This window comes from Streptomyces collinus, assembly GCF_031348265.1.
Classification (GTDB): domain Bacteria; phylum Actinomycetota; class Actinomycetes; order Streptomycetales; family Streptomycetaceae; genus Streptomyces; species Streptomyces collinus.
On record NZ_CP133771.1, the window covers coordinates 2301849 to 2326504 of the forward strand.

Consider the following 24656-nt stretch of genomic DNA (forward strand, 5'->3'; position numbering starts at 1 on the left):
ACGCGCGCTCAGTCCTTGTGGACGGTCCCGTCCGGGTCGAGGCCCTTGAACGACAGCAGCACGATCAGAATGCCGCCGCACACGATCGCCGAGTCGGCCAGGTTGAAGACGGCGAAGTGCTTGGGCGCGATGAAGTCCACGACCGCGCCCTCGAAGACGCCCGGCGCCCGGAAGATCCGGTCGGTGAGGTTGCCCAGCGCACCGCCGAGCAGCAGGCCGAGCGCGATCGCCCAGGGCAGGCTGTAGAGCTTGCGGGCGAGGCGGGCGATCACCACGATCACCGCCGCCGCGATCATCGTGAAGATCACGGTGAAGGCCTCGCCGAAGCCGAAGGCCGCGCCCGCGTTGCGGATCGCCTCGAACTTCAGCCAGTCCCCGATGATCTCGATGGGCGGGTGGTGCTCCAGCTTGGCCACCACGATCAACTTGCTGATCAGGTCGAGGGCGTACGCGAGCGAGGCGACGGCGAACAGCACCGCGATCCGGCGCCGGCCCCGCCCGGCGCCGGACTCGTCGGGCGGGGTGCCCTCGGAGTCGGGCCGTTCATTGCCGCCCCCGGCCGCGTCCGGTGTGTCCGGCGTACCGATGATGCGCTCCGCCTCTGCCACGTGAGTCCCTCAACCTAGGTGCCTGACTGAGGACGAGGGTACGGCACACCCCGTACGTCGCACGTGCTCAGGAGGCATTCGGCGGCCGGTCAGTACCGGCGCTCCTGCTTCTGCTTGCACTCCACGCAGAGTGTGGCCCGGGGGAAGGCCTGCATGCGGGCCTTGCCGATGGCGTTGCCGCAGTTCTCGCACAGGCCGTAGGTGCCCGCGTGCAGGCGTTCCAGGGCGCGCTCGGTCTGGAGGAGCATCTCCCGAGCGTTCGCGGCCAGGGCCAGCTCGTGCTCGCGGGTGATGTTCTTGGTGCCGGTGTCCGCCTGGTCGTCGCCCGCGCCGTCCCCGGAGTCCCGCATCAGACCGGCCAGCGACCGCTCCGACGACGTGATCTCCTCGCGCAGCCGGGTCTCCTCGGATGTCAGCTCGGACCGCGCCTCCTCGACCTCCTCCGCCGTCCAGGGGTCCTCGCCCGCGCGTACCGCGAGCTCACCGGGCTCCGCCGCGGCGATCCGTGCCTTCGGAACGGCGGTCTTCGCCGCCGTGGCCGTGCCAGGAGTCTTCTTCGCAACCACCGTCGTCGCTCCCGTCTGCTGCGCGGCCTCGGCCGCACCCGCCTTCTTGGCCGTGCTGCTCATGGCCGTGTCCTGTGTGACCGCGCCGGTCCGGGCAGCGCCCTTACCGGCCGCGGTCCTGGTGGTGGTGCTCTTGCCTCCGGTGGCCTTCCGGGCCGGGGCCTTCTCGGCGGCGGCCTTCCGGGCGGTGGCCTTCCCGGCCGAGGCGGTCTTGCTGACGGCCGCCTTCTTCCCTGCCGCCTTCCTTCCTGCCGCCTTCTCGGCCGGTGCCCTCTCCGCCGATGACTCGGCCGACTCCGTCTGCGTCTCCGTCTCCGTCTCCGTCTCCGCTGGTGGATCGGCCGGCGCGTCGTGGGCCGAGGCCTTGGCCCGTGTCCTCCTCACCGGTGCCTTCGCAGCTGACGCCTTGGCCGATGCCCCGTGCGCCGATGCCCCGGCCGCCGCCCTCTTCCCCCCAGCCGCTCCGGCCGATGCCGCCTTGGCCGCGCTCTGCTCGGCCCTGGCCACCTCGGCCCCGGACGGCTCGGCCCCTGGCGGCTCAGGCCCGGACGACCTGGCCCCGGACGACCTGGCCCCGGACGGCGTGACCCCGGCCGCCTTGCCCGGGCCCTCCTTCGCCGTCCGCCCCGCCGAGCCCCCCTGCGTGGACTTCTTCCCGCCCACGTCCTTGGCCGCGCCGCCGGAGGCCTCCGCGGACCTGCCGGACGCCGGCTGCTGTACGGCGGTCTTCTTCGCCACCATGGTCGCGGCCCCTTCACATATTGTGATCTTGCTCGCGAATCGTGCTGGGACGATAAATCGACTTCAGTCCCGCGGCAACGGGGCACACCGCCTGATTCGCCCGCCTCGCGCACGCCGCGGCGAACCTGCATCCGTTGTGCCCAGCTCCCCGCCCGGTAATCCGCCGAGCCAGACGTCCCAGGATCCGAACACCTATACCACCCCATTAGGGCCATCAAACCCATATCGCACCCCGCCCGGTACCCGCCGGAGCCCCGCGCGGCCCGGCGGCCCGGAAAACCGGTCGGCCGCCGTCCGCGGGGCGCCGTACACTGGGCGGAGCGAAAAGCGTGGATGGGGACGAGTAGCGGCGTACGCAGCCCAGAGCGACCCGGGGACGGTGTGAGCCCGGGGGCGAGCGCGACGTGAAGATCACCCCGGAGCCGCCGGAAGAACGCCGCAGCCGAGCGCAGCGGCCGGTAGACCCGGCATCGCGACCCCAATGAGGGGGCTCGCCGGCGCACACCCCGTGCCGGAGGGCCAAGGAGGGTGGTACCGCGGGAGCGCGCCGAAGGCGGCGCAGGCAGACGTAGCTCTCGTCCCTCCGGACGGAAGGCAGCAAGTCCGCCGGAGGAACCCCGCTGATGACATCGCCGACGTACCGCCAGGTGCCCGCCCAGGTCGACCTGCCCGCCCTCGAGCACGCCGTGCTCGACTTCTGGCGCGAGCAGAAGATCTTCGCCAAGACCCTGGAGCAGTCCGAGGGCCGCCCCGAGTGGGTGTTCTACGAGGGCCCGCCCACCGCCAACGGCATGCCCGGTGCCCACCACATCGAGGCCCGCGTCTTCAAGGACGTCTTCCCCCGCTTCCGGACCATGCGCGGCTACCACGTCGCCCGCAAGGCCGGCTGGGACTGCCACGGCCTCCCGGTCGAGCTCGCCGTCGAGAAGGAGCTCGGCTTCTCCGGCAAGCAGGACATCGAGGCGTACGGCATCGCGGAGTTCAACGAGAAGTGCCGCGAGTCGGTGACCCGGCACACGGACGCCTTCGAGGCGCTCACGACCCGCATGGGCTACTGGACCGACCTCCAGGACCCCTACCGCACGATGGACCCCGAGTACATCGAGTCGGTCTGGTGGTCGCTGAAGGAGATCTTCAACAAGGGCCTGCTGGTCCAGGACCACCGCGTCGCCCCCTGGTGCCCCCGCTGCGGCACGGGCCTGTCCGACCACGAGCTGGCGCAGGGCTACGAGACGGTCGTCGACCCGTCGGTCTTCGTCCGCTTCCCGCTCACCTCCGGCCCGCTCGCCGGCGAGGCCGCGCTCCTGGTCTGGACGACCACGCCCTGGACCCTGGTGTCCAACACGGCGGTCGCCGCGCACCCCGAGGTCACCTACGTCGTGGCGACGAAGGGCCCAGAAGGTTCGGAGAAGCTGGTCGTCGCCGAGCCGCTCCTCGCCAAGGCCCTCGGCGAGGGCTGGGAGACCACCGGCCAGACCTTCACGGGCGCCGAGATGGAGCGCTGGACCTACCAGCGCCCGTTCGAGCTGGTCGAGTTCCCGGCCGAGGCGCACTTCGTGGTCAACGCCGAGTACGTCACCACCGAGGACGGCACGGGTCTGGTCCACCAGTCCCCCGCCTTCGGTGAGGACGACCTCAAGGTCTGCCGCTCCTACGGCCTGCCGGTCGTGAACCCGGTCCGCCCGGACGGCACCTTCGAGGAGGAGGTCCCGCTCGTCGGCGGCGTCTTCTTCAAGAAGGCCGACGAGAAGCTCACCGCCGACCTCGACGAGCGCGGCCTGCTCTTCAAGCACATCCCGTACGAGCACAGCTACCCGCACTGCTGGCGCTGCCACACCGCGCTGCTCTACTACGCGCAGCCCTCCTGGTACATCCGCACCACGGAGATCAAGGACCGCCTCCTCGCGGAGAACGAGGGCACCAACTGGTTCCCGGACACGGTCAAGAACGGCCGGTACGGAGACTGGCTGAACAACAACATCGACTGGGCCCTGTCCCGCAACCGCTACTGGGGTACCCCGCTGCCCATCTGGCGCTGCGAGGACGACCACCTCACCTGCGCCGGATCCCTCGCGGAGCTGTCCGAGCTGACCGGCACGGACCAGTCGGGCCTGGACCCGCACCGCCCGTTCATCGACGACGTCACCTTCGCCTGCCCGCAGGGCGGCTGCGGAAAGACGGCCACGCGCGTGCCCGAGGTGATCGACGCCTGGTACGACTCGGGTTCGATGCCGTTCGCGCAGTGGGGCTACCCGTACAAGAACAAGGAGCTGTTCGAGGCCCGCTACCCGGCGCAGTTCATCTGCGAGGCCATCGACCAGACCCGCGGCTGGTTCTACACGCTGATGGCGGTCGGCACGCTGGTCTTCGGCAAGTCGTCGTACGAGAACGTCGTCTGCCTCGGCCACATCCTCGCCGAGGACGGCCGCAAGATGTCCAAGCACCTGGGCAACACCCTGGACCCGATCCCGCTCATGGACCGGCACGGCGCCGACGCGGTCCGCTGGTTCATGGCGGCCGGCGGCTCCCCGTGGGCGGCCCGTCGCGTGGGCCACGGCACGATCCAGGAGGTCGTCCGCAAGACGCTCCTGACGTACTGGAACACGGTCGCCTTCCAGGCCCTGTACGCCCGTACGTCGGACTGGGCCCCGTCCGAGGCCGACCCGGCCCCGGCCGACCGCCCGGTCCTGGACCGCTGGCTGCTGTCCGAACTGCACGCCCTCACCGACCAGGTCACCCAGGCGCTGGACGCCTACGACACCCAGCGCGCCGGCAAGCTGCTGTCCGCGTTCGTCGACGACCTGTCCAACTGGTACGTGCGCCGCTCGCGTCGCCGCTTCTGGCAGGGCGACAAGGCCGCCCTGCGCACGCTGCACGAGGTCGTCGAGACGGTCACGCAGCTGATGTCCCCACTGACCCCGTTCATCACCGAGCGGGTCTGGCAGGACCTGATCGTCCCGGTCACCCCGGGCGCTCCGGAGTCGGTCCACCTGTCGTCCTGGCCGGAGGCGGACCTCACCGCCATCGACCCGGAGCTGTCGAGGCAGATGGTGCTGGTGCGCCGCCTGGTGGAGCTGGGCCGTGCCACGCGCGCGGAGTCGGGCGTCAAGACGCGCCAGCCGCTGTCCCGCGCGCTGATCGCGGCGACGGGCTTCGAGACGCTGGACTCCGAACTGCGCACGCAGATCACGGAGGAGCTGAACGTCGAGTCGCTGGCGACGCTGAGCGAGGTCGGCGGCAGCCTGGTCGACACCACGGCGAAGGCCAACTTCCGCGCGCTGGGCAAGCGGTTCGGCAAGCGCGTCCAGGACGTGGCCAAGGCCGTCGCGAACGCGGACGCGGCCGCCCTGTCGCTGGCCCTGCGCGAGGGCACGGCGTCGGTCGAGGTCGACGGTGAGACCATCACGCTGGCTCCGGACGAGGTCATCATCACGGAGACCCCCCGCGAGGGCTGGTCGGTGGCCTCCGACTCGGGCGCGACGGTCGCGCTGGACCTGGAGATCACCGAGGAGCTCCGCCGTGCGGGCCTGGCCCGTGACGCGATCCGCCTGATCCAGGAGGCCCGCAAGAACAGCGGCCTCGACGTGGCCGACCGCATCGCACTGCGCTGGACGGCCATGGACCAGGCGACGGCGGCGGCCCTGACCGACCACGCCGGTCTGATCGCCGACGAGGTGCTGGCGGCCGACTTCGCCCAGGGCGAGGCGGACAGCGGCTACGGCGCCCCGTTCACGGACGAGGGCCTCACCCTCACGTTCCGCCTGCGCAAGGCGTAACCCACAGGCCGAACAGCCCGAAGGCCCGGTCCCGCCAAAGATCTTGGCGGGACCGGGCCTTCGGCGTTGCGTACGCACGAACGCGCGTGGCAAAAGGGCGGGGCCCCGGGTTCATACCCGGGGCCCCGCCCTGAACGCTGCCGACGTCTATGCCGTACTACTGGCCATCAGGCCGTCAGTTGTCATCCTCGTCGATCAGGAAGCCCCGCATGGGCGAGGGCGCCTGGCCCATCGGCGACGGGCCCTGCGGGCGTACCGGCGCCATCGGCTGGGTCATCGCCGGCGACATCTGCTGCTGGCCGCCGTAGGACGGAGCAGCCGGGCCGGGAGCGCCGCCCATCGTCGGGTTGCCGCCGCCGTAGGACGGGGCGCTCGCGCCGGCCGGAGCCATGGAGGGCGCCGGGGACGGCGGGAGGGACGCGGCCGCCGGAGTGCGCGGCGGGGCCAGCGAGTCGTCGGCCTGGGTCTCCAGCTGGCGCAGCTGCGACTCCAGGTACGACTTCAGGCGCGTGCGGTACTCGCGCTCGAAGCCGCGCAGGTCCTCGACCTTGCGCTCCAGCGTGGCGCGGGCGGACTCCAGGGAGCCCATCGCGACGCGGTGCTTCTCCTGCGCGTCCCGCTCCAGGGCGTCGGCCTTGGCACGGGCGTCACGCTCCAGACCCTCGGCACGCGAACGCGCCTCGCCGACGATCTTGTTGGCCTCGGAACGGGCCTCGGCGATCGCCTGGTCGGCGGTCTGCTGGGCCAGCGAGAGGACACGGGCGGCGCTGTCGCCACCGGGGCCTCCCTGACCGGGGCCGCCCATCGGGCCGCCCATGGGGCCGGGGCCGCCCATGGGGCCGCCCATCTGCTGCTGCATCGGGGGCTGGCCCATCGGACCCGGACCCTGGCCCATCGGACCGGGACCCTGGGGTCCACCCTGACCGCCGGGACCGGCGGGCAGCTGCGGGGCACCGCTCGGCAGCTGGGGCGGACCACCCATGGGGCCACCCATCTGCTGCTGCGGCGGGCCCGATATGCCGGCGGGGACAGGACCACCCGGACCGCGCATACCCTGCTGCTGCTGTTGCTGCTGATCCTGCTGCGGCTCCGGAGGCTTGCGCATGTTCTGCTGGTTCTGCGCAGCAGCGCGCGTGGCCGCGGCCAGTTTGGCGCGCAGGTCCTCGTTCTCACGGAGTAGGCGGGTCAGTTCGGCTTCGACCTCATCGAGGAAGGCATCGACCTCGTCCTCGTCATAGCCTTCTCGGAGGCGGACGGTCGTGAACTGCTTGTTCCGCACGTCCTCGGGGGTCAACGGCATCTCTTCACCTCAACGTAGTCGTCGGCATTCGGCAAGACGGTAGGTCACATCGCTCATCACAGCCGGCTCACGATCGAGATCAGGATGTAGACGATGATCATCAGTACGAAGAAGGACAGGTCTAGCGCCACGCCCCCGAGACGCAGCGGCGGAATGACCCGCCGCAGAAGCTTGAGCGGTGGATCAGTGACAGTGTAGGTGGCCTCCAGAACGACCACCATCGCCTTGCCGGGTTGCCATGAGCGGGCGAACTGGAAGACATAGTCCATGACCAACCGGAAGATGAGCACGATGAGGAAGCACATCAGCGCGATGTAGACGACATCCAGAACCACGCTCATGACCTCTTGCTTCCCTCTCCCCTGTGCCCTGCTCGGTACTGCTGTTTCCGGTGGTGCGTCTCAGCTCTGGTTGAAGAACCCGCCCTCTGCGATGCGGGCCTTGTCCTCCGCCGTGACATCGACGTTAGCAGGCGACAACAGGAACACCTTCTGCGTCACCCGCTCGATACTGCCGTGAAGACCAAACACCAGACCGGCGGCAAAGTCGACAAGTCGCTTTGCATCTGTGTCATCCATCTCAGTCAGATTCATGATCACCGGGGTGCCTTCACGGAAGTGTTCCCCGATGGTACGGGCCTCGTTGTAGGTCCGTGGGTGAAGCGTGGTGATCCGGTAAGGCTCTCGTTCGGACACGACCTTGGGCATGATCACCGGTGCGTTCTTCTCCAGACTTGCGCGTTCTTGTGTGATGGATGCCACGGGCGCGATGCGCGCCGGGCGGCTGGATTCCGCGGGGAGCGAAGCGGAGCGGGCGGCCTGTTCGCGGGGCGCGGACGGCTGTACGACTCGTACCTCTTCGTCCCTTTGGGGCTGATGTGAGACGTGCGGCTGGTGGGACGGCTCGTGCCGTCGGTGGTCCCGCTCGGGCTCCGGGTCCAGTTCGGGTTCGAAGTCGTCGTCGGGGTCGAATCCGCGGCCGTCGTACCCATCGTCCTCCACGAGGCCGAGGTAGACCGCCATCTTGCGCATCGCGCCGGCCATGCTCTGAGTCCTCCGCTCTGTGGTGGATCGGCTGACGACTGCCAAGTGCCCGCGATCCACGAGGTCCTTGAATCCGCCTTTCGGCGGCAATGACCATATTTTCTGCTGTGGTCCGACTTCTTGGCGACGTTACCCGAGCCTGGGGCGGACTCCGAGTACCGCGCTGCCGACGCGCACATGTGTCGCTCCGGCCGCCACGGCCTGTTCGAGGTCCGTACTCATCCCTGCCGAGACCATGGTGGCAGCCGGATGACTCCGGCGCAGGTCGGTCGACAAAACCATCAGCCGCTCGAAGGCCTCCTGTTCGCGTCCCGCGTACTCCCCCGTGAGCGGCGCGACGGTCATCAGTCCGTCGAGCCGCAGACCCGGGGACCCGGCAACGAGATCGGCCAACTCCCCGATTCCGCCGGGCCCGGTCCCGCCCCGCTCGCCCCGGCCGCTCTCATCGGCGTCGAGTGCCACCTGAAGCAGACACCCCACATCGCGCCCGGCCCGGACGGCCTCCTTCGACAGAGCTGTGACGAGCTTGGAACGGTCGACGGACTGCACGAAATCCGCGTAACCGACCACCGATCGCACCTTGTTGGTCTGGAGTTGACCCACGAAGTGCCAGGTGAGCGGCAGATCCGAGCAGGCCTCGGCCTTGGGGGCCGCGTCCTGGTCGCGGTTCTCGGCGACGTGCCGCACGCCGAGTTCGGCGAGGATCCGCACATCACTCGCGGGATAGGTCTTGGTGACCACGATGAGGGTCACCTCGTCGCGCGCCCGCCCAGCCGTGGCGCACGCGTCGGCGATGCGCCGTTCCACTTTCGCCAGATTCGCGGCGAGTTCGTCCTTACGGTCCGTCATGCCCTATCAGTCCAGCCACACATAACCCGCGAGCCGACCGGTGGTGCGGTCGCGGCGGTACGAGAAGTGATCGCGCGACTCCAGCGTGCACACCGGCGACTGCTCCCGGTCGCGCACCCCGAGCCGATCCAGCTGGGCGTGCACTCCGGCGCTCACGTCGACCGCCGGTGTGCCCCAACTCGTGTCGGCGTACGCCGCCGGCTCGACGGCGGACACCTCGGCGCGCATCGCCTCGGGCACTTCGTAACACCGGCCGCAGACGGTGGGCCCGGTGCGGGCGACGATCCGGGAGGGCTCGGCGCCCAGGTCCGTCATCGCTCGCAGCGCGGCCGGGACCACTCCGGCGATCATGCCGGGCCGGCCCGCGTGGGCCGCGGCGGCGACACCGGCGACGGGATCGGCCATCAGCACCGGCACGCAGTCGGCGGTGAGCACGGCGAGGGCGAGCCCCCGGCGCGTGGTGACGATCGCGTCGACCGACGGGACCGGGTCCGAAGATCCCCACGGTCCGTCCACCACCGCGACGTCGGCGCCGTGCACCTGGTTCATCCAGACGACCCGGTCCGGCTCGATGCCGAGGGACCCCGCGGCCAGGTCCCGGTTGGTGCGTACGGCGTCGGGGTCGTCGCCGACCGCTCCGCCGAGGTTGAGCTCCTCATACGGAGCGGCGCTCACCCCGCCCCACCGGTCGGTGAAGCCGAAGTGCGCGCCGCTCGCGCTTTCGCGCTGTCCTATCACGACTGAAGGATCACTTGAGGAAGTCCGGTACGTCCAGTTCCTCGGCCGCGCTGTCCGAGTAGGTCCGCGGCGCCGGCGTGACCGGCGGCGCGACCGGGATGTCCTTGACCGGCTCCGGAGCGGGCTCCGGGTCCTCCTTCGGGGTCACGCTGCCGAGCGATCCGAAGGACGGGCGGCTCTCGGTCTGCCGCGCCGGGGCCGGCTCCTCGCGCTTGGCCGAGGAGGAGCCGAGGACGTTGTCCCGCTTGGCGGGCGGCTGGCCGCCGTCGAAGCCGGCCGCGATCACGGTGACCCGGACCTCGTCGCCTAGGGCGTCGTCGATCACCGCGCCGAAGATGATGTTGGCTTCGGGGTGCGCGGCCTCGCTCACCAGCTGGGCGGCCTCGTTGATCTCGAACAGACCGAGGTCGGAGCCGCCGGAGATGGAGAGCAGGACACCGCGGGCGCCGTCGATGGACGCCTCCAGCAGCGGCGAGGAGATCGCCATCTCGGCGGCGGCCACCGCGCGGTCGTCGCCGCGGGCCGAGCCGATGCCCATCAGGGCCGAGCCGGCCTCGGACATGACCGACTTGACGTCGGCGAAGTCGAGGTTGATGAGGCCCGGGGTGGTGATGAGGTCGGTGATGCCCTGGACACCGGAGAGCAGGACCTGGTCGGCCGACTTGAAGGCGTCCAGCACCGAGACCTGGCGGTCCGAGATGGACAGCAGCCGGTCGTTCGGGATGACGATGAGGGTGTCGACCTCTTCGCGGAGTTCGGCGATGCCGTCCTCGGCCTGGTTCGCGCGGCGCCGTCCCTCGAAGGTGAACGGACGCGTGACCACACCGATGGTGAGGGCACCGAGCGAGCGGGCGATGTTGGCCACGACGGGCGCGCCGCCGGTGCCGGTGCCGCCGCCTTCACCGGCTGTCACGAAGACCATGTCGGCCCCCTTGAGGACCTCCTCGATCTCCTCACGGTGGTCCTCGGCGGCCTTGCGGCCGACGGCCGGGTTGGCTCCGGCGCCGAGTCCGCGGGTGAGTTCACGGCCGACGTCCAGCTTGACGTCGGCGTCGCTCATCAACAGAGCTTGCGCGTCGGTGTTGATGGCGATGAACTCGACGCCCTTGAGACCGACCTCGATCATCCGGTTGATGGCATTGACACCACCGCCGCCGACACCGATGACTTTGATGACTGCGAGGTAGTTCTGCGGTGCTGCCACGTCGAAGGCCTCTCGCCTCGAGTTACGTGTCGACGGATCAGCGTGACGCCTTGCGCCCCGCGACCCGACGACTGATGCCGAATGGGACGGTCCGTATCGCCGACCCGAACCCTAACCCTGAAGTTTAGGGTTACCAGTGTGTCTGTTCCTTGGAGTCTTCTGAACAGGACACTAAGTCGACAAGTGGCGCACGTTCAACGAACACGCCGAACCTCCCGTTTTTCTTTTCACCCTATGTGATCAGCCGTAGCACTGCCCAACCAGGGTGCTGGCCTGCGCTGATGTGCGTCAACTCCGCGATGACGCCGGGGCGGTGGGCACACTCACGTCGAAGTACCCCGCATCGGGCGTTGCTTTCATCAGGGCGGTGAGGGTACGGGCCTTCGCGGCGCCCTTCTCGCTGCTCCCCCAGACGACCGTGCGGCCGTCCCTCAACTCCAGCGAGATGTCGTCGTAGGAACGGACCTTGACGGTCCGTGTCTCGCGCGCGACGGCGGCCGGAACCGCGCGGGCGACACGGACCGCCTCGCGCACCAGCCGGGACTCGCCGAAGCGGCGCAGGCTCGCGGCGGCGGAGCTGGACCGGGAGAGCGTCAATTCCAGCGCGGGGACGCCTTTCGGGGCTTCAGAAACCGTGGCGAAGCGGACACCTTCATCGTCCACTTCGACGAACTTTTCACCCTTGTGGACAATCAGAACCGGAGTCCGCTCCACCACTTTCAGGTCGATTCCATGAGGCCAGGAACGGACCACGTCAACCGCGTCGATTCGGGGCAATTTCCGGCGCAATCGTGTCTCGATCGCACCGGTGTCGACGGAAATCAGCGGCTTCCCGAGTGGAACCTCCGCGGCGGACTCGACCTGAGCGGGCGTCAGAACCCGGGTGCCGGACACGGAGACCTGCTCGGCGCGCAGCCAGTCGGAGCCGTAGAAGAGCCAGACCGTCGGGATGCCGAGGAAGACCAGGGCGAGGCCCAGGAGGACGATCGCGCGGAGCCTGGCCCGCCTCGACCGCAGGCGGGGCGGCGGGCCGGACGACTCCTGCTGGCGTTCACCGCGTTCGGCGGTGGTCGATCCGGCCACGCTCCCCTGCCTTCCGTCATACAGTCCTATCGGTGTGCACGACTGGCGGCGATCGCCTCGTACACCATGCCGACGAGCAGCTCGTCGGCGTCCCGGCGGCCGAACTCGGCGGCACTGCGGGACATCTGGTACAGCCGGTGCGGGTCGGCGAGCACGGGCAGGACGTTCTGCTGGACCCACTCGGGGGTCAGCTCCGCGTCGTCGACCAGCAGTCCGCCGCCGGCCTTGACCACCGGCTGGGCATTGAGCCGCTGTTCGCCGTTGCCGATGGGCAGCGGGACATAGGCGGCCGGGAGCCCGACGGCGGAGAGTTCGGCGACGGTCATCGCGCCCGCACGGCAGAGCATCATGTCGGCCGCGGCGTACGCGAGGTCCATCCGGTCCAGATAACTTACCGGGATGTAGGGGGGCATTCCCGGCATCTGGTGGACCTGCGGCAGCTCGTTCTTCGGGCCGACCGCGTGCAGGATCTGGATCCCGGCCTGCTGGAGCCAGGGCGCGACCTGCTGGACGACCTCGTTGAGGCGGCGGGCGCCCTGCGAGCCGCCGGTGACCAGCAGCGTGGGCAGGTTCGGGTCGAGCCCGAACGCGGCCCGGGCCTCGGGGCGTACGGCGGCCCGGTCGAGCGTGGCGATGGAGCGGCGCAGTGGGATGCCGATGTAGCGGGCTCCCCGCAGCTTGCTGTCGGGCGTGGAGACGGCGACCTGGCTGGCGTACCGCGAGCCGATCTTGTTGGCCAGGCCCGGGCGGGCGTTGGCCTCGTGGATCACGATCGGCACGCCCAGGCGCTTGGCCGCGAGGTAGCCGGGCAGGGCGACGTAGCCGCCGAAGCCGACCACGGCGTCGGCCCTGGTGCGCTCCAGGATCTGCTCGGTCGCCTTGATCGTGCCGCGCAGCCGGCCCGGGACGGTGATCAGTTCGGGGGTGGGCTTGCGCGGCAGCGGAACGGCGGGGATCAGCGCGAGTTCGTACCCGCGCTCGGGTACGAGACGGGTCTCCAGGCCGCGCTCCGTGCCCAGGGCCGTGATGCCCACGCTCGGGTCCTGCCTGCGCAGGGCGTCCGCGAGGGCGAGCGCGGGCTCGATGTGGCCCGCGGTTCCTCCGCCGGCGAGTACGACATGCACCGAAATTCACCGCTCTCCGGACGAGCGCGCCGCCGAGGCACGCCGTCGCATCGTGTTCCATCTCCGGGGACTCCGACCGGAACCGGTGCCCCCCGCCCCCCGCTTTCTACCAAAGCGGGGTTGCCGCATCGCAAGCGCCATCCGCGCAGCGGGGTCCTCACGCGCGAAGGCGATCAGCAACCCGATGGCGAACATGGTCGGCAACAGGGCGGATCCCCCGTAGGAGAACAGCGGGAGGGGGACTCCGGCGATCGGCAGCAGACCGAGCACCGCACCGATGTTGATCACGGCCTGGGCCGTGATCCAGGTGGTCACGCCTCCCGCGGCATACCTCACGAAGGGGTCCTCCGTGCGTCCGGCCACGCGGATACCCGCATAGCCTAGAGCCGCGAAGAGGGCGAGTACCGACAGCGTCCCCGCCAGGCCCAGTTCCTCACCGGTGACGGCGAAGATGAAGTCGGTGTGGGCTTCGGGGAGTTGGCCCCATTTCTCCACACTCGCACCCAGCCCGGAACCGAAGATTCCGCCGGAGGCGAGGGCATAGATCCCGTGCACGGCCTGCCAGCAGTCGACGGGCCCCGACTGGGGTTCGGTGGCGCCCAGGCACTGCAGCCGGGCCATGCGGTTGGGGCTGGTCTTGATGAGGATCAGGCCGAGGACGGCGGCGATCGACAGCACCCCGGCGAACAGCCGCGTAGGGGCGCCTGCCAGCCAGAGCAGGCCGAACAGGATGGCCGTGAGGATGATCGCGGTGCCCATGTCGCCGCCGATCATGATCAGGCCGAGCAGCATGAACGCGGCCGGCACCAGCGGCACGAGCATGTGCTTCCACTGGGTCAGCAGCTTCCTGTCCTGCTTGCGGGCGAGCAGGTCGGCGCCCCACAGCACGAGGGCGAGCTTGCCGAACTCACTGGGCTGGATCTGGAAGGAGCCGCCGAGGGAGATCCAGTTCTGGTTGCCGTTGACCGACACCCCTATCCCCGGGATCTGCACCAGGATCATGAGGAAGACGGCGCCCGCGAGGATGGGGTAGGCGAGCGCCCGGTGCAGTCTCACCGGCATCCGCGAGGCCGCGAGCAGCAGACCGGTGCCGATCCCCGCCGCGAGCAACTGCTTGCGGAAGAAGTACGAACCGGGCAGCGACATCTGCAGCGCGGTGATCTGGGAGGCCGAGTAGACCATCACCAGGCCCAGCACGGTGATCAGCAGACTGCCGCCGAGGATCAGGTAGTAGGCGGTCAGCGGCCGGTCCCAGCCCCTGCGTGCGCGGGCGTAGAGGCTCAGGACGCGGTTCTCCCGCGCGAGCCGGGGCGCGGCGGGGCGCTTGGGGGCGCGTGGGGTCGGAGGCCGTCCGGTGCGGCTGGTGGGCATCGCGGCTCACCCCGCCGTGCCGGAGGGGAGCGTTGCGCGGTGCACGCCCCCTGGCCGCTCGGGCACCAGCCACATCCGTGTCACGCGTCCCTCCCAGGTACACCCGGCACCGCCGCCGGGCGAGGCGGACCCGGGTCAGCCGTCGGCGGAGCCGAGCTCACGGACGGCGTCCGCGAAAGCGTCCCCGCGCTTGTTGTAGTTGGCGAACATGTCCATGGAGGCACAGGCCGGAGCCAGCAGCACCGTGTCGCCCGCGTGAGCGAGTTTCCGCGCCTCCCGGACCGCCGCGCGCATCGCCCCAGTGTCGTTCCGGTCGAGGTCGACGACGGGTACCTGTGGGGCGTGTCGCGCGAGGGCATCCCGGATGAGCGCGCGGTCCGCGCCGATCAGTACGGCGCCCCGCAGCCGCTTCGCCGACTTGGCGACCAGTTCGTCGAAGGTCGCGCCCTTCGCGAGGCCGCCCGCGATCCACACGATCGGCTCGTAGGCCGCCAACGAGGCTTCCGCGGCATGCGTGTTGGTGGCCTTGGAGTCGTCGACGTAGGCGACCCCGTCCACGTCGGCCACGTGCGCGATGCGGTGGGCGTCCGGGGTGAAGGCCCGCAGGCCGTCCCGCACGGCCCTGGCGGGCACGCCGTAGGCGCGGGCGAGGGCCGCCGCGGCGAGGGCGTTGGCGATGTTGTGCGGGGCCGGCGGGTTGACGTCGCCGACCTCGGCGAGCTCCTGGGCGTTCTTGTGCCGGTCCTCGACGAAGGCGCGGTCGACCAGGAGGCCTTCCACGACGCCGAGTTGGGACGGGCCCGGGGTGCCGAGGGTGAAGCCGACGGCGCGGCAGCCCTCCTCGACGTCGGCCTCGCGGACCAGGTCCTCGGTGGACGGCTTGTCGGTGGCGTCCGCGTTGTAGACGCAGGCGACGCGATTGCCCTCGTAGATACGGCCCTTGTCGGCGGCGTACGCCTCCATGGAGCCGTGCCAGTCGAGGTGGTCGGGGGCGAGGTTCAGCACGGCCGCCGAGTGGGCGCGCAGGGAGGGCGCCCAGTGCAGCTGGTAGCTGGAGAGTTCCACGGCCAGGACGTCGTACTGCTCCTCGCCGAGCACCGCGTCCAGCAGAGAGACGCCGATGTTGCCGACGGCCGCCGTGCGCAGGCCCGCCGCCTTCAGGATCGACGCCAGCATCTGGACGGTGGTGGTCTTGCCGTTGGTGCCGGTGACGGCGAGCCACGGGGCGGCGTCGGGGCCGCGCAGGCGCCAGGCCAGTTCGACGTCTCCCCAGACGGGCACGCCCGCCTGCTCCGCCGCCGCGAACAGCGGCTTGTCCGGCTTCCAGCCGGGCGCGGTGACGATCAGCTCGGAGCCCTCGGGCAGGGTGTCGCCGTCGCCGAGGCGCACGGTGATGCCGAGCGCCTCCAGCTCGGCCGCCTGCGCCCGGGCGCGCTCGTCGGCACCGTCGTTGACGACCGTGACGCTCGCGCCGAGGCCGTGCAGCGCCTTGGCCGCCGGGACGCCGGAGACGCCGAGCCCGGCGACGGTGACGTGCTTGCCCTGGAAGTCGAAGGGCTCCGAGGAGATCACTTGTCCGCTACCCATCCCGCGTAGAAGAGACCGAGTCCGACTACCACGCAAATGCCCTGGATGATCCAGAAACGAACCACCACGAGCACTTCGGACCAGCCTTTGAGTTCGAAGTGGTGCTGAAGTGGCGCCATCCGGAAGACGCGCTTCCCGGTGAGGCGGAAGGAGCCGACCTGGATCACCACGGACATGGTGATGAGGACGAACAGGCCGCCGAGGATGGCGAGCAGCAGCTCGGTGCGGGAGCAGATCGCGAGACCGGCGAGCACACCGCCGAGGGCGAGCGAACCGGTGTCGCCCATGAAGATCTTGGCCGGCGAGGTGTTCCACCACAGGAAGCCGAGGCAGGCGCCCATCAGCGCGGAGGAGACGACCGCGAGGTCGAGCGGGTCGCGCACCTCGTAACAGGCCGTCGGGTTCGTCAGGGTCTCCGCGTTCACGCAGGACTCCTGGAACTGCCAGACGCCGATGAAGGTGTAGGCACTGAACACCAGCACGGACGCGCCGGTGGCGAGGCCGTCCAGACCGTCCGTCAGGTTCACGCCGTTCGACATCGCGAGGATCATGAACAGCGCCCAGACGACGAACAGCACCGGCCCGATGGACCAGCCGAAGTCATAGACGAAGGAGAGCTTGGTGGACGCCGGGGTCTGGCCCTGGGCGTCCGCGAACTGCAGCGACAGCACCGCGAAGGCGATGCCGACGATCAGCTGGCCGGCCATCTTCGCCTTGGCGCGCAGACCGAGCGAACGCCGCTTGACGATCTTGATGTAGTCGTCGAGGAAGCCGACCAGGCCCATGCCGACCATCAGGCCCAGCACCAGCAGGCCCGAGAAGGTCGGCGCCGCGTCGACGTCCGGGTCCAGGTAACCCGTGATCACCTTGGCCAGGAAGTACGCGGCGACCGTCGCCAGGATGAAGGCGATGCCGCCCATGGTCGGCGTACCGCGCTTGCTGGCGTGCTCGCGCGGGCCGTCGTCGCGGATGTACTGGCCGTAGCCCTTACGCGCGAGGAGCTTGATCAGCAGCGGGGTGCCGACCAGCGTGAGAAAGAGACCAATGACTCCTGCGAACAGGATCTGCTTCATCATCGGGCGGAAACCTCACCCTCGGCACCGGTCTCGACGAGCGCCTGCGCCACGCTCTCGAGGCCGACCGAACGGGACGCCTTCACGAGCACGACGTCCCCTGGGCGCAACTCGCTGCGCAACAGGTCGACCGCCGCCTGTGCGTCGGACACGTGCACCGACTCCTCACCCCACGAACCCTCGTTATATGCGCCCAGTTGCAGCCAGGCGGCTTCCCTGCCACCGACCGCGACGAGCTTGCTGACGTTGAGCCGGACGGCGAGCCGCCCGACCGCGTCGTGCTCGGCGAGAGCCTCGTCCCCGAGCTCGGCCATCTTGCCGAGCACCGCCCACGTACGACGCCCCTTGCCCATCGCCGCGAGCGCGCGCAGAGCGGCTCGCATGGACTCGGGGTTCGCGTTGTAGGCGTCGTTGACGACCGTCACGCCGTCCGGGCGCTCGGTGACCTCCATCCGCCAGCGGGAGAGGGAGCCCGCCTCGGAGAGCGCGACGGCGATCTCGTCAGCGGACATGCCCAACTCGTGGGCGACGGCGGCCGCGGCGAGCGCGTTCGACACGTGGTGCTCACCGTACAGGCGCATGGTCACATCGCTTGCACCGGAGGGTGTGTGAAGCCTGAACGAGGGCTGTCCGGTGTCCGTGAGTCGCACGTTCTCGGCTCGAACGTCCGCTTCGCCGGACTCTCCGAAAAAGATCACCTTCGCCTTCGTACGGGCGGCCATGGCCCGTACGTAGGGGTCGTCCGCATTGAGGATCGCGGTGCCGCCGTCGGCCTCGGACGGCAGCGCCTCGACCAGCTCACCCTTGGCCTGCGCGATCTGCTCGCGGCCGCCGAACTCGCCGATGTGGGCGCTGCCCACGTTGAGGACCAGGCCGACCTTGGGGGGCGTCAGGCCGGCGAGGTAGCTGATGTGCCCGATACCGCGGGCGCCCATCTCCAGGACCAGGAACCTGGTCTCCTCGGTGGCGCTCAGCGCGGTCAGCGGCAGTCCGATCTCGTTGTTGAGCGAGCCGGGCGTGAACACCGTCGGCGCCTTGCGCTGGAGCACCTGCGCGATGAGGTCCTTGGTGCTGGTCTTGCCCGCCGAGCCGGTGAGGGCGACGAGGGTGGCACCGAGGCGGCGTACGACGTGCCGGGCGAGGGCGCCGAGGGCGGTCTGGACGTCGTCCACGACGATGGCCGGTACGCCGACGGGGCGGGTGCCGAGCACGGCCACCGCTCCCGCCTCGACGACCGACGCCGCGAAGTCGTGGCCGTCCACGCGCTCCCCGGCGAAGGCCACGAACAGGCTGCCCGGCCCCGCCTCGCGGGAGTCCCGGACGACCGGGCCGGTGACCTGGACGGACGGATCCGGTATGTCGTGCGTCTGCCCGCCGACGACTTCTGCGATCTCGGCGAGGGAGAGGGCGATCACAAGTTCATCCCCTGGGTCTTCTGGATTTTCATCCCTGGGTCTTCTGGATGGCTTCGCGCAGCACCTGGCGGTCGTCGAACGGACGGACCACCCCGGCGATGTCCTGGCCCTGCTCGTGGCCCTTGCCCGCGACCAGCACGGTGTCGCCGGGTTCGGCGCGGGCGACGGCGGCGGCGATCGCGGCGGCCCGGTCCTCGAAGACCTGCACCTCGCCGCGCTCGTGAGCGGGCACGGAGGCCGCGCCCTGGAGCATCGTGGCGAGGATCGCGAGGGGGTCCTCGCCGCGGGGGTTGTCGGAGGTCAGTACGGCGGTGTCGGCGAGCCGCGCCGCAGCGGCGCCCATGGGCTCGCGCTTGGTCTTGTCCCGGTCACCGCCGCAGCCGAGGACGATGTGCAGCCTGCCCTCGGTGACCTTGCGCAGGGCGCGCAGCACGGACTCGACGGCGTCGGTCTTATGGGCGTAGTCGACGACCGCGAGGTAGGGCTGCCCCGCGTCCACGCGCTCCAGACGGCCCGGGACACCGGGGACGGCGGCGACGCCGTCGGCGGCGGCCTGCGGGTCGAGGCCGGCGACGGCGAGGGCGACGATCGCGGCGAGGGTGTTGGCAACGTTGAAGGGACCCGGCAGCGGCGACTTGGCGGCGATCCGCTCGCCCTTGGGGCCGATGACGGTGAAGGTCGAGTCGAGCCGCCCGACCTCGACGTCCTCGGCGCGCCAGTCGGCGTCGGGGTGCCCTTCGGCGGAGTAGGTGACGACCGGGACGCCGGCTTCCTTCGCCAGCCTGCGGCCGTACTCGTCGTCGACGTTGACCACGCCGAGTTTGCCCCGTTTCGGGGTGAACAGCTGCGCCTTCGCCTGGAAGTAGTCCTCCATGTCGGAGTGGAACTCCATGTGCTCCGGGCTGAGGTTGGTGAAGACGCCGATGTCGAAGACGCAGCCGTCGACGCGGCCCAGCACCAGGGCGTGGCTGGAGACCTCCATGGCCACCGCGTCGACACCACGTTCGCGCATGACGGCGAACAGGGCCTGGAGGTCGGTGGCTTCGGGGGTGGTGCGCTCGGACTTGATGCGCTCGTCGCCGATGCGCATCTCGACCGTGCCGATCAGGCCGGTGGACCTGACCGTCTTCAGACCGCCCTCGACGAGGTAGGCGGTGGTGGTCTTGCCTGAGGTTCCGGTGATGCCGATCTGGAGCAGGTCCCGGCCGGGGTGGCCGTAGATCGTGGCGGCCAGCTCGCCCATCCGCCCGCGCGGGTCGTCGACGACCAGCACCGGCAGCCCGGACGCGGCGGCGCGCTCGGCGCCGGTCGGGTCGGTCAGCACGGCGGCGGCGCCTAGGCCCGCGGCCTGGTTGACGAAGTCGGCACCGTGCAGCCGGGCCCCCGGGAGGGCGGCGTACAGGTCACCGGGGCGTACGGCGCGCGAGTCATGGGTGATGCCCGTGACCTCGGCGGCGCTCTCCGGCGTGGAAGCACCCAGCTGATCGGCGAGTTCCGCGAGGGGTGTGGCGGGGACCTGCACCGGCCTGGGCGGCCCGGGGTATGTCACGGGATGGCCCTTCTGGGTGGTTTGGGACTGATCAGCGTGTGGCACGGCGGTGAGCGTACCGGGCGTACCCGCCTCCGGGCGAAGCGAGGGCTGGGGCTGCTCTGGTTGCCGGGCTCGGGGGTGATCGTTGTCACGGAGGGGGTCCTGGTGGCTCGGTGGGGCTGAGTACGGGTCAGGGCGTGTCGGCCCTGATCACTGCTTGAAGGAGACGGGCAGCTTCGCGGGCTTGGCGCCGGTCGGCGGGACCTGGAGGGACTTCAGCGCGAACTCCATGACCTTCTTGTAGACGGGTCCGCAGATCTGACCTCCGAAGTAGCTGCCCTGGGTGGCGTTCTGGATGGCGCAGTAGACGGTGATGCGGGGCTTGTCGGCGGGCGCGAACCCGGCGAACGACGAGGTGTAGCCGTGATACTTGCCGGTGGCCGGATCCACCCGGTTGGCGGTACCCGTTTTGCCCGCGACGCGGTAGCCGGGGATGCGCGCCTTGGTGCCGGTGCCCTCCTCGTCGTCCACGACGGACTCCAGCATCTGGGCGAGGGTCTTCGCCGTCTTGGCGCTGACGACCCGGTTCTCCGCGGGTTTCGGGGCGGGTGCGAAGCGCCCGTCGGGTCCCTTGGTGCCGCGCACGAGGGTGGGCTCGATGCGGACCCCGCCGTTGGCGATGGTCGAGTACACCGAGGCCGCCTGCATGGCGTTGATGGAGACGCCCTGGCCGAAAGGGATCGTGTACTGCTGCGACGTCGACCACTTGTCGGGCGGGGCGAGGATGCCCTTGGTCTCGCCCGGGAAGCCGAGCCCGGTGTAGCTTCCGAGGCCGAACTTGCGCAGGTAGTCGTAGAGGACCTTGTTGGCCTTGGCCTGGGTCTTTCCGAGCTGTCCGGTGGCGAGGATGGTGCCGATGTTGCTGGACTTGGCGAGGACGCCGTTGAGCGTCAGGTACCACGTCGGGTGGTCGATGTCGTCCTTGAAGAGCCGGTCGCCGCGGTGCAGCCGGTTGGGCACGACGACATGCGTCCCCGGTGTGGCGGCCCTCTCCTGGAGGACGGCCGCCATCGACATGACCTTGGCGGTGGAGCCGGGCTCGAAGGCGTCCTGGAGGGCGGCGTTGCCGAGGGCGGCCGGGTCGGCGTCGGACAGGTCGTTCGGGTCGAAGCCGGGCGAGTTGGCCATGGCCAGGATCTGCCCGGTGCGGGTGTCCTGCACGATGACGTAGCCGCGGTCGGCCGCTGACTCCTTCACCTGGTCACTGATGGCGTTCTGGGCGGCCCACTGGATGTCGCGGTCGATGGTGAGCTCGACGTCGCTGCCCGGGACCGCAGGAGTCTCCGTGGAGCCCGCGGTGGGCACGAGACGGCCGCCGGACTGGGCGTAGCGGATCTTGCCGTCCTTGCCGGCGAGCTGCTTGTTCAGCTGCAGCTCGATGCCGCCGCCGGGCTTGCCCTCGCCGTTGACCCAGCCCAGTATCCCGGCGGCGAGGTCGCCTCCGGGGTACACGCGCTTGCTGGTGGCGACGGAGAACACGCCCGAGAGGACGTTGGGCGTGGACTTGTCCGTCTCCGCCTGCTTGGCGAGCGCCGACTTGAGGTCCTTGATCTGCTTCCAGACCTGCGGGGTCTGGCGGGAGGCCAGCTTCACGTAGCGCAGGGCCTTGTTCTCCGGCCGCAGCTTCTCGACCAGGTCCTCCTGCTCCTGGCCGAGGATCGGCGCGAGGAGGGCGGCCGCCTGTTCGGGTCCGTCCCCGATCTTCAGCATCTTCGGGGCGAACATCGTGGGGTCGGCGGTGATGTCGTAGGCGTCCTCGCTGGTCGCGAGGGCCACCCCGGACCGGTCGGTGATCTCGCCCCGGTCCGCTGCCAGCACCTGCCCGACGTAGCGGTTCTGCTCGGCCTTCGCGGCGTACGTACTCGCGTCGACGGCCTGCACCTGGAAGAGCCGCACGACGAAGGCGGCCAGGACCAGGGTCAGGGCGAGTCCGACCAGGCGCAGGCGGGGGCGGGGGCTGCCGAGCCGCAGTGGCCTGGGCGCCGCCGGGCGGCCCTGCCCCGGCCGCCGGGCCGGACGGGCACCGGGGCCGGGACGGCGCCGGGCGTCAGGGCGGGCGGGCCTGGCGGGGCCGGGCACGCGGCGGCGTGGCGGTTCCCTGTCGGACACTTCCGTCACCTGCCGGTCGGAGTAGGGCCGTCGGTCATGGCCTCGGGGGCGAGGACCAGGGGGGTGTGGGCGGCGGTCTTCCTCACGCCGGGGGCGGGACTGGGGACGCCCTTGACGGTGCCGTCGCGATCGAGGAAGGCGGGGTCGCCGCCGGGCACCATGCCGAGCTCGCGGGCCCGGCGCTGCAGGGATTCGGGGGCGGAGTAGGCGTCGATGTCCCGCTGGAGGGCCTGCTCCTCGTCGGTGAGGTTCTTGGTCCCGCGCTGGAGGTCGTCGAGCTTGAACGCACCCTCGCTGAGGGCCGAGTTCAGCACCAGGAGGCAGATGAGACCGCCGCCGAGGAGGAGGAAGACCAGGAGGACGAAGGGCGTGCGGGCCGCCTGCCCGGGGCCGGTCGGGAGGAGCCGCGCGAGTCGGGCCGCCCTCCCCTTCAGTTCGGGTTTGCCGCTCACGCACGCTCCCTCGGTCCGGCCTGCACACGCCTCACTCGACGTCCTCCCTGATGCGCTCGGCGCCGCGCAGCCGCGCCGGTGCCGCCCGCCGGTTCTCGGCGATCTCCTCTTCGGTGGGGAGTTCGGCACCGCGTGTGAGGAGCTTGAGCCGTGGCTGGTAGCGCTCGGGGACGACGGGCAGTCCGGTCGGCGCGGTGGTGGCGGCGCCTGCTGCGAAGACCTGCTTGACCAGCCGGTCCTCCAGCGAGTGGTACGACAGCACGGCGATCCGTCCGCCCACGTCGAGCGCCTTCACGGCGGCCGGGACCGCCCGCTCCAGGACGGAGAGCTCGCCGTTGACCTCGATACGCAGGGCCTGGAAGGTGCGCTTGGCCGGGTTGCCGCCGGTGCGCTTGGCGGCCTGCGGAAGCGCGTCCCGGATCAGTTCGACGAGCCGCGCGCTGTTGCTGAACGGCTCCTTCTCCCGCTCCCGCACGATCGCGCTCACGATCCGCTTGGCCTGCTTCTCCTCGCCGTAGGCCCGCAGGATGCGCACGAGTTCGCCCGGCGGGTAGGTGTTGAGGACCTCGGCGGCGCTGACGCCGGTCGTCTGGTCCATGCGCATGTCGAGCGGGGCGTCCTGGGCGTAGGCGAAGCCGCGGTCGGCCTCGTCGAGCTGCATGGAGGAGACGCCCAGGTCGAACAGGACGCCCTGCACGCGCGCGATGCCGAGCCGGTGCAGCACCTCGGGGAGCTCGTCGTAGACGGCGTGGACGAGGGTGGCGCGTTCGCCGTAGGGCGCGAGGCGCTCGCCGGACAGGCGCAGGGCCTCCTTGTCGCGGTCGAGGGCGACGAGCCGGGCGTCGGGGAACCTCGCGAGGAGTGCCTCGCTGTGCCCGCCGAGGCCGAGGGTGCAGTCGACGACCACGGCGTCCGGGCCCTCCAGGGCGGGTGCCAGCAGGTCCAGGCACCGCTGGAGCATCACCGGGACGTGTCGACTCTCGCTCAAGGGGCCCTCTCAGATCCGGCGCGGCCGTACGCACCGCCGGGTCCCCGCCCGTTCCCAGCGTCACTGGGGCCCCGGTGAAGGGGCGGCCCGCCGGCGCCGGAAGCGTCAGCCGGCCGGGAGCGGGAGGAGGCCGAGCCGTACGTACGCGCCGCGCACGCGGGGAGATCTCCGGTCGTCGCCGGGGTCTCCGAAGAAATCAGTCCAGCGGGGAGAGTCTCGCCTCCCGCTTCGCGTCACTTTAGTCCACCCCGTCGCGCGGTCAATCAACCGGCCTGCGCGTCGCCGCCGTTCGCGCGGAGACCGGGACGCCACTCTTGTGGGTTACCTCACAACCGCCTCTCGACGGCATTCTTTGTCCACTCCCACAGGAGGCCTGGACGGGGTGTGACCAGTAACGTCATACCTATGACGACTTCTGCATCGGTTCCCACAGGTTCGGAGAGCGCCATAGCGGCCGGCGGCACGGTCACCGACCGTCTCGTCGAGGCGAACGGCCGGTACGCCGACGCCTTCACGGACCCCGGGATGGACGCCCGGCCCGTGCTGCAGGTGGCGGTCGTGGCCTGTATGGACGCCCGTCTCGACCTGCACGCGGCGCTCGGTCTTGCGCTGGGTGACTGCCACACGATCCGCAACGCGGGCGGCGTCGTGACCGACGACGTGATCCGCTCGCTCACCATCAGCCAGCGCAAGCTGGGGACCCGCAGCGTGGTGCTCATCCACCACACCGGCTGCGGCCTGGAGAGCCTCACCGAGGACTTCCGCAACGAGCTGGAGGCCGAGGTCGGCCAGCGCCCGGCGTGGGCCGTGGAGTCCTTCCGGGACGTCGACCAGGACGTGCGGCAGTCGATGCAGCGGGTGCGGACCTCGCCCTTCGTGCCGCACACCGACGACGTGCGCGGATTCGTGTTCGACGTGAAGACCGGCCTGCTGCGCGAGGTCGACCCGGCCTCCTGACCCGGCCCGCAGGCCTGGGCGCCGTGGGCCGTCCACCCCGGAAAGCCACCTGCTGTAGCTGTCGAAAGCCTGTCAGTCACG

General features: G+C 70.5%; 20 protein-coding genes. 2 read left to right on the forward strand and 18 right to left on the reverse strand.

Going from position 1 to position 24656, the window contains the following annotated elements:
- Positions 1-8: 8 nt before the first annotated feature.
- Both lspA and RFN52_RS10360 read right to left on the reverse strand, forming a co-directional pair.
- On the reverse strand, positions 9-608 hold the full coding sequence (gene lspA / locus RFN52_RS10355) for a signal peptidase II (protein WP_184845333.1): 600 nt from the start codon (positions 606-608) through the stop codon (positions 9-11).
- Between the two features lie 89 nt (positions 609-697).
- Complete coding sequence (locus RFN52_RS10360; RefSeq protein WP_184845335.1) at positions 698-1915, reverse strand: TraR/DksA C4-type zinc finger protein; 1218 nt, start codon at positions 1913-1915, stop codon at positions 698-700.
- 623 nt (positions 1916-2538) lie between these two features.
- Between RFN52_RS10360 and ileS the strand changes: the two genes are divergently transcribed.
- Positions 2539-5691, forward strand: a complete 3153-nt coding sequence (gene ileS / locus RFN52_RS10365) for an isoleucine--tRNA ligase (RefSeq protein WP_184845337.1) — start codon at positions 2539-2541, stop codon at positions 5689-5691.
- A gap of 175 nt (positions 5692-5866) precedes the next feature.
- On the opposite strand, the gene RFN52_RS10370 is transcribed toward ileS, so the two are convergent.
- The 16 genes from RFN52_RS10370 to rsmH form a co-directional block, all read right to left on the reverse strand.
- Positions 5867-6991, reverse strand: a complete 1125-nt coding sequence (locus RFN52_RS10370; RefSeq protein WP_184845339.1) for a DivIVA domain-containing protein — start codon at positions 6989-6991, stop codon at positions 5867-5869.
- A 56-nt stretch (positions 6992-7047) separates the two neighbouring features.
- On the reverse strand, positions 7048-7332 hold the full coding sequence (locus RFN52_RS10375; RefSeq protein ID WP_030248691.1) for a YggT family protein: 285 nt from the start codon (positions 7330-7332) through the stop codon (positions 7048-7050).
- A 60-nt stretch (positions 7333-7392) separates the two neighbouring features.
- Complete coding sequence (locus RFN52_RS10380; protein ID WP_184845341.1) at positions 7393-8034, reverse strand: cell division protein SepF; 642 nt, start codon at positions 8032-8034, stop codon at positions 7393-7395.
- Positions 8035-8163: 129 nt separating this feature from the next.
- Positions 8164-8883, reverse strand: coding sequence for a YggS family pyridoxal phosphate-dependent enzyme (locus RFN52_RS10385; RefSeq protein ID WP_184845343.1), 720 nt, complete (start codon positions 8881-8883; stop codon positions 8164-8166).
- A gap of 6 nt (positions 8884-8889) precedes the next feature.
- On the reverse strand, positions 8890-9621 hold the full coding sequence (gene pgeF / locus RFN52_RS10390; protein WP_184845345.1) for a peptidoglycan editing factor PgeF: 732 nt from the start codon (positions 9619-9621) through the stop codon (positions 8890-8892).
- Positions 9622-9631: 10 nt separating this feature from the next.
- The gene (ftsZ, locus tag RFN52_RS10395) at positions 9632-10825 is read right to left on the reverse strand and encodes a cell division protein FtsZ (protein WP_033312673.1); all 1194 of its coding nucleotides are present in this window, start codon (positions 10823-10825) and stop codon (positions 9632-9634) included.
- Positions 10826-11113: 288 nt separating this feature from the next.
- A complete protein-coding gene (locus RFN52_RS10400) occupies positions 11114-11908 on the reverse strand; it encodes a cell division protein FtsQ/DivIB (protein ID WP_184845347.1) in 795 nt (264 codons plus the stop codon).
- 26 nt (positions 11909-11934) lie between these two features.
- Positions 11935-13032, reverse strand: a complete 1098-nt coding sequence (gene murG, locus RFN52_RS10405) for an undecaprenyldiphospho-muramoylpentapeptide beta-N-acetylglucosaminyltransferase (RefSeq protein WP_184845349.1) — start codon at positions 13030-13032, stop codon at positions 11935-11937.
- Positions 13033-13038: 6 nt separating this feature from the next.
- Positions 13039-14403, reverse strand: coding sequence for a putative lipid II flippase FtsW (gene ftsW, locus RFN52_RS10410; RefSeq protein WP_184845351.1), 1365 nt, complete (start codon positions 14401-14403; stop codon positions 13039-13041).
- A gap of 135 nt (positions 14404-14538) precedes the next feature.
- The gene (gene murD / locus RFN52_RS10415; RefSeq protein ID WP_184845353.1) at positions 14539-15990 is read right to left on the reverse strand and encodes a UDP-N-acetylmuramoyl-L-alanine--D-glutamate ligase; all 1452 of its coding nucleotides are present in this window, start codon (positions 15988-15990) and stop codon (positions 14539-14541) included.
- Positions 15972-17063: a phospho-N-acetylmuramoyl-pentapeptide-transferase gene (mraY, locus tag RFN52_RS10420; RefSeq protein WP_184853845.1), complete on the reverse strand. Its 1092-nt coding sequence runs from the start codon at positions 17061-17063 to the stop codon at positions 15972-15974. The genes murD and mraY overlap by 19 nt, the downstream gene beginning before the upstream one ends.
- The gene (locus RFN52_RS10425) at positions 17063-18478 is read right to left on the reverse strand and encodes a UDP-N-acetylmuramoyl-tripeptide--D-alanyl-D-alanine ligase (RefSeq protein WP_184845355.1); all 1416 of its coding nucleotides are present in this window, start codon (positions 18476-18478) and stop codon (positions 17063-17065) included. Before RFN52_RS10425 ends, mraY begins: the two co-directional genes overlap by 1 nt.
- Before the next feature lie 28 nt (positions 18479-18506).
- Complete coding sequence (locus RFN52_RS10430) at positions 18507-20027, reverse strand: UDP-N-acetylmuramoyl-L-alanyl-D-glutamate--2,6-diaminopimelate ligase (protein ID WP_184845357.1); 1521 nt, start codon at positions 20025-20027, stop codon at positions 18507-18509.
- 192 nt (positions 20028-20219) lie between these two features.
- Positions 20220-22178 carry a peptidoglycan D,D-transpeptidase FtsI family protein gene (locus RFN52_RS10435; protein ID WP_311240927.1) on the reverse strand — a complete coding sequence of 653 codons (1959 nt, stop codon included), beginning with the start codon at positions 22176-22178 and terminating at the stop codon, positions 20220-20222.
- Between the two features lie 5 nt (positions 22179-22183).
- Positions 22184-22630 carry a cell division protein FtsL gene (gene ftsL / locus RFN52_RS10440; protein WP_184845362.1) on the reverse strand — a complete coding sequence of 149 codons (447 nt, stop codon included), beginning with the start codon at positions 22628-22630 and terminating at the stop codon, positions 22184-22186.
- Positions 22631-22661: 31 nt separating this feature from the next.
- A complete protein-coding gene (gene rsmH / locus RFN52_RS10445) occupies positions 22662-23618 on the reverse strand; it encodes a 16S rRNA (cytosine(1402)-N(4))-methyltransferase RsmH (RefSeq protein WP_184845364.1) in 957 nt (318 codons plus the stop codon).
- Between the two features lie 405 nt (positions 23619-24023).
- Between rsmH and RFN52_RS10450 the strand changes: the two genes are divergently transcribed.
- Positions 24024-24575 (forward strand): beta-class carbonic anhydrase, encoded by a 552-nt coding sequence (locus RFN52_RS10450; RefSeq protein ID WP_184845366.1) that lies wholly within the window; start codon positions 24024-24026, stop codon positions 24573-24575.
- The last annotated feature ends 81 nt before the right edge of the window (positions 24576-24656 follow it).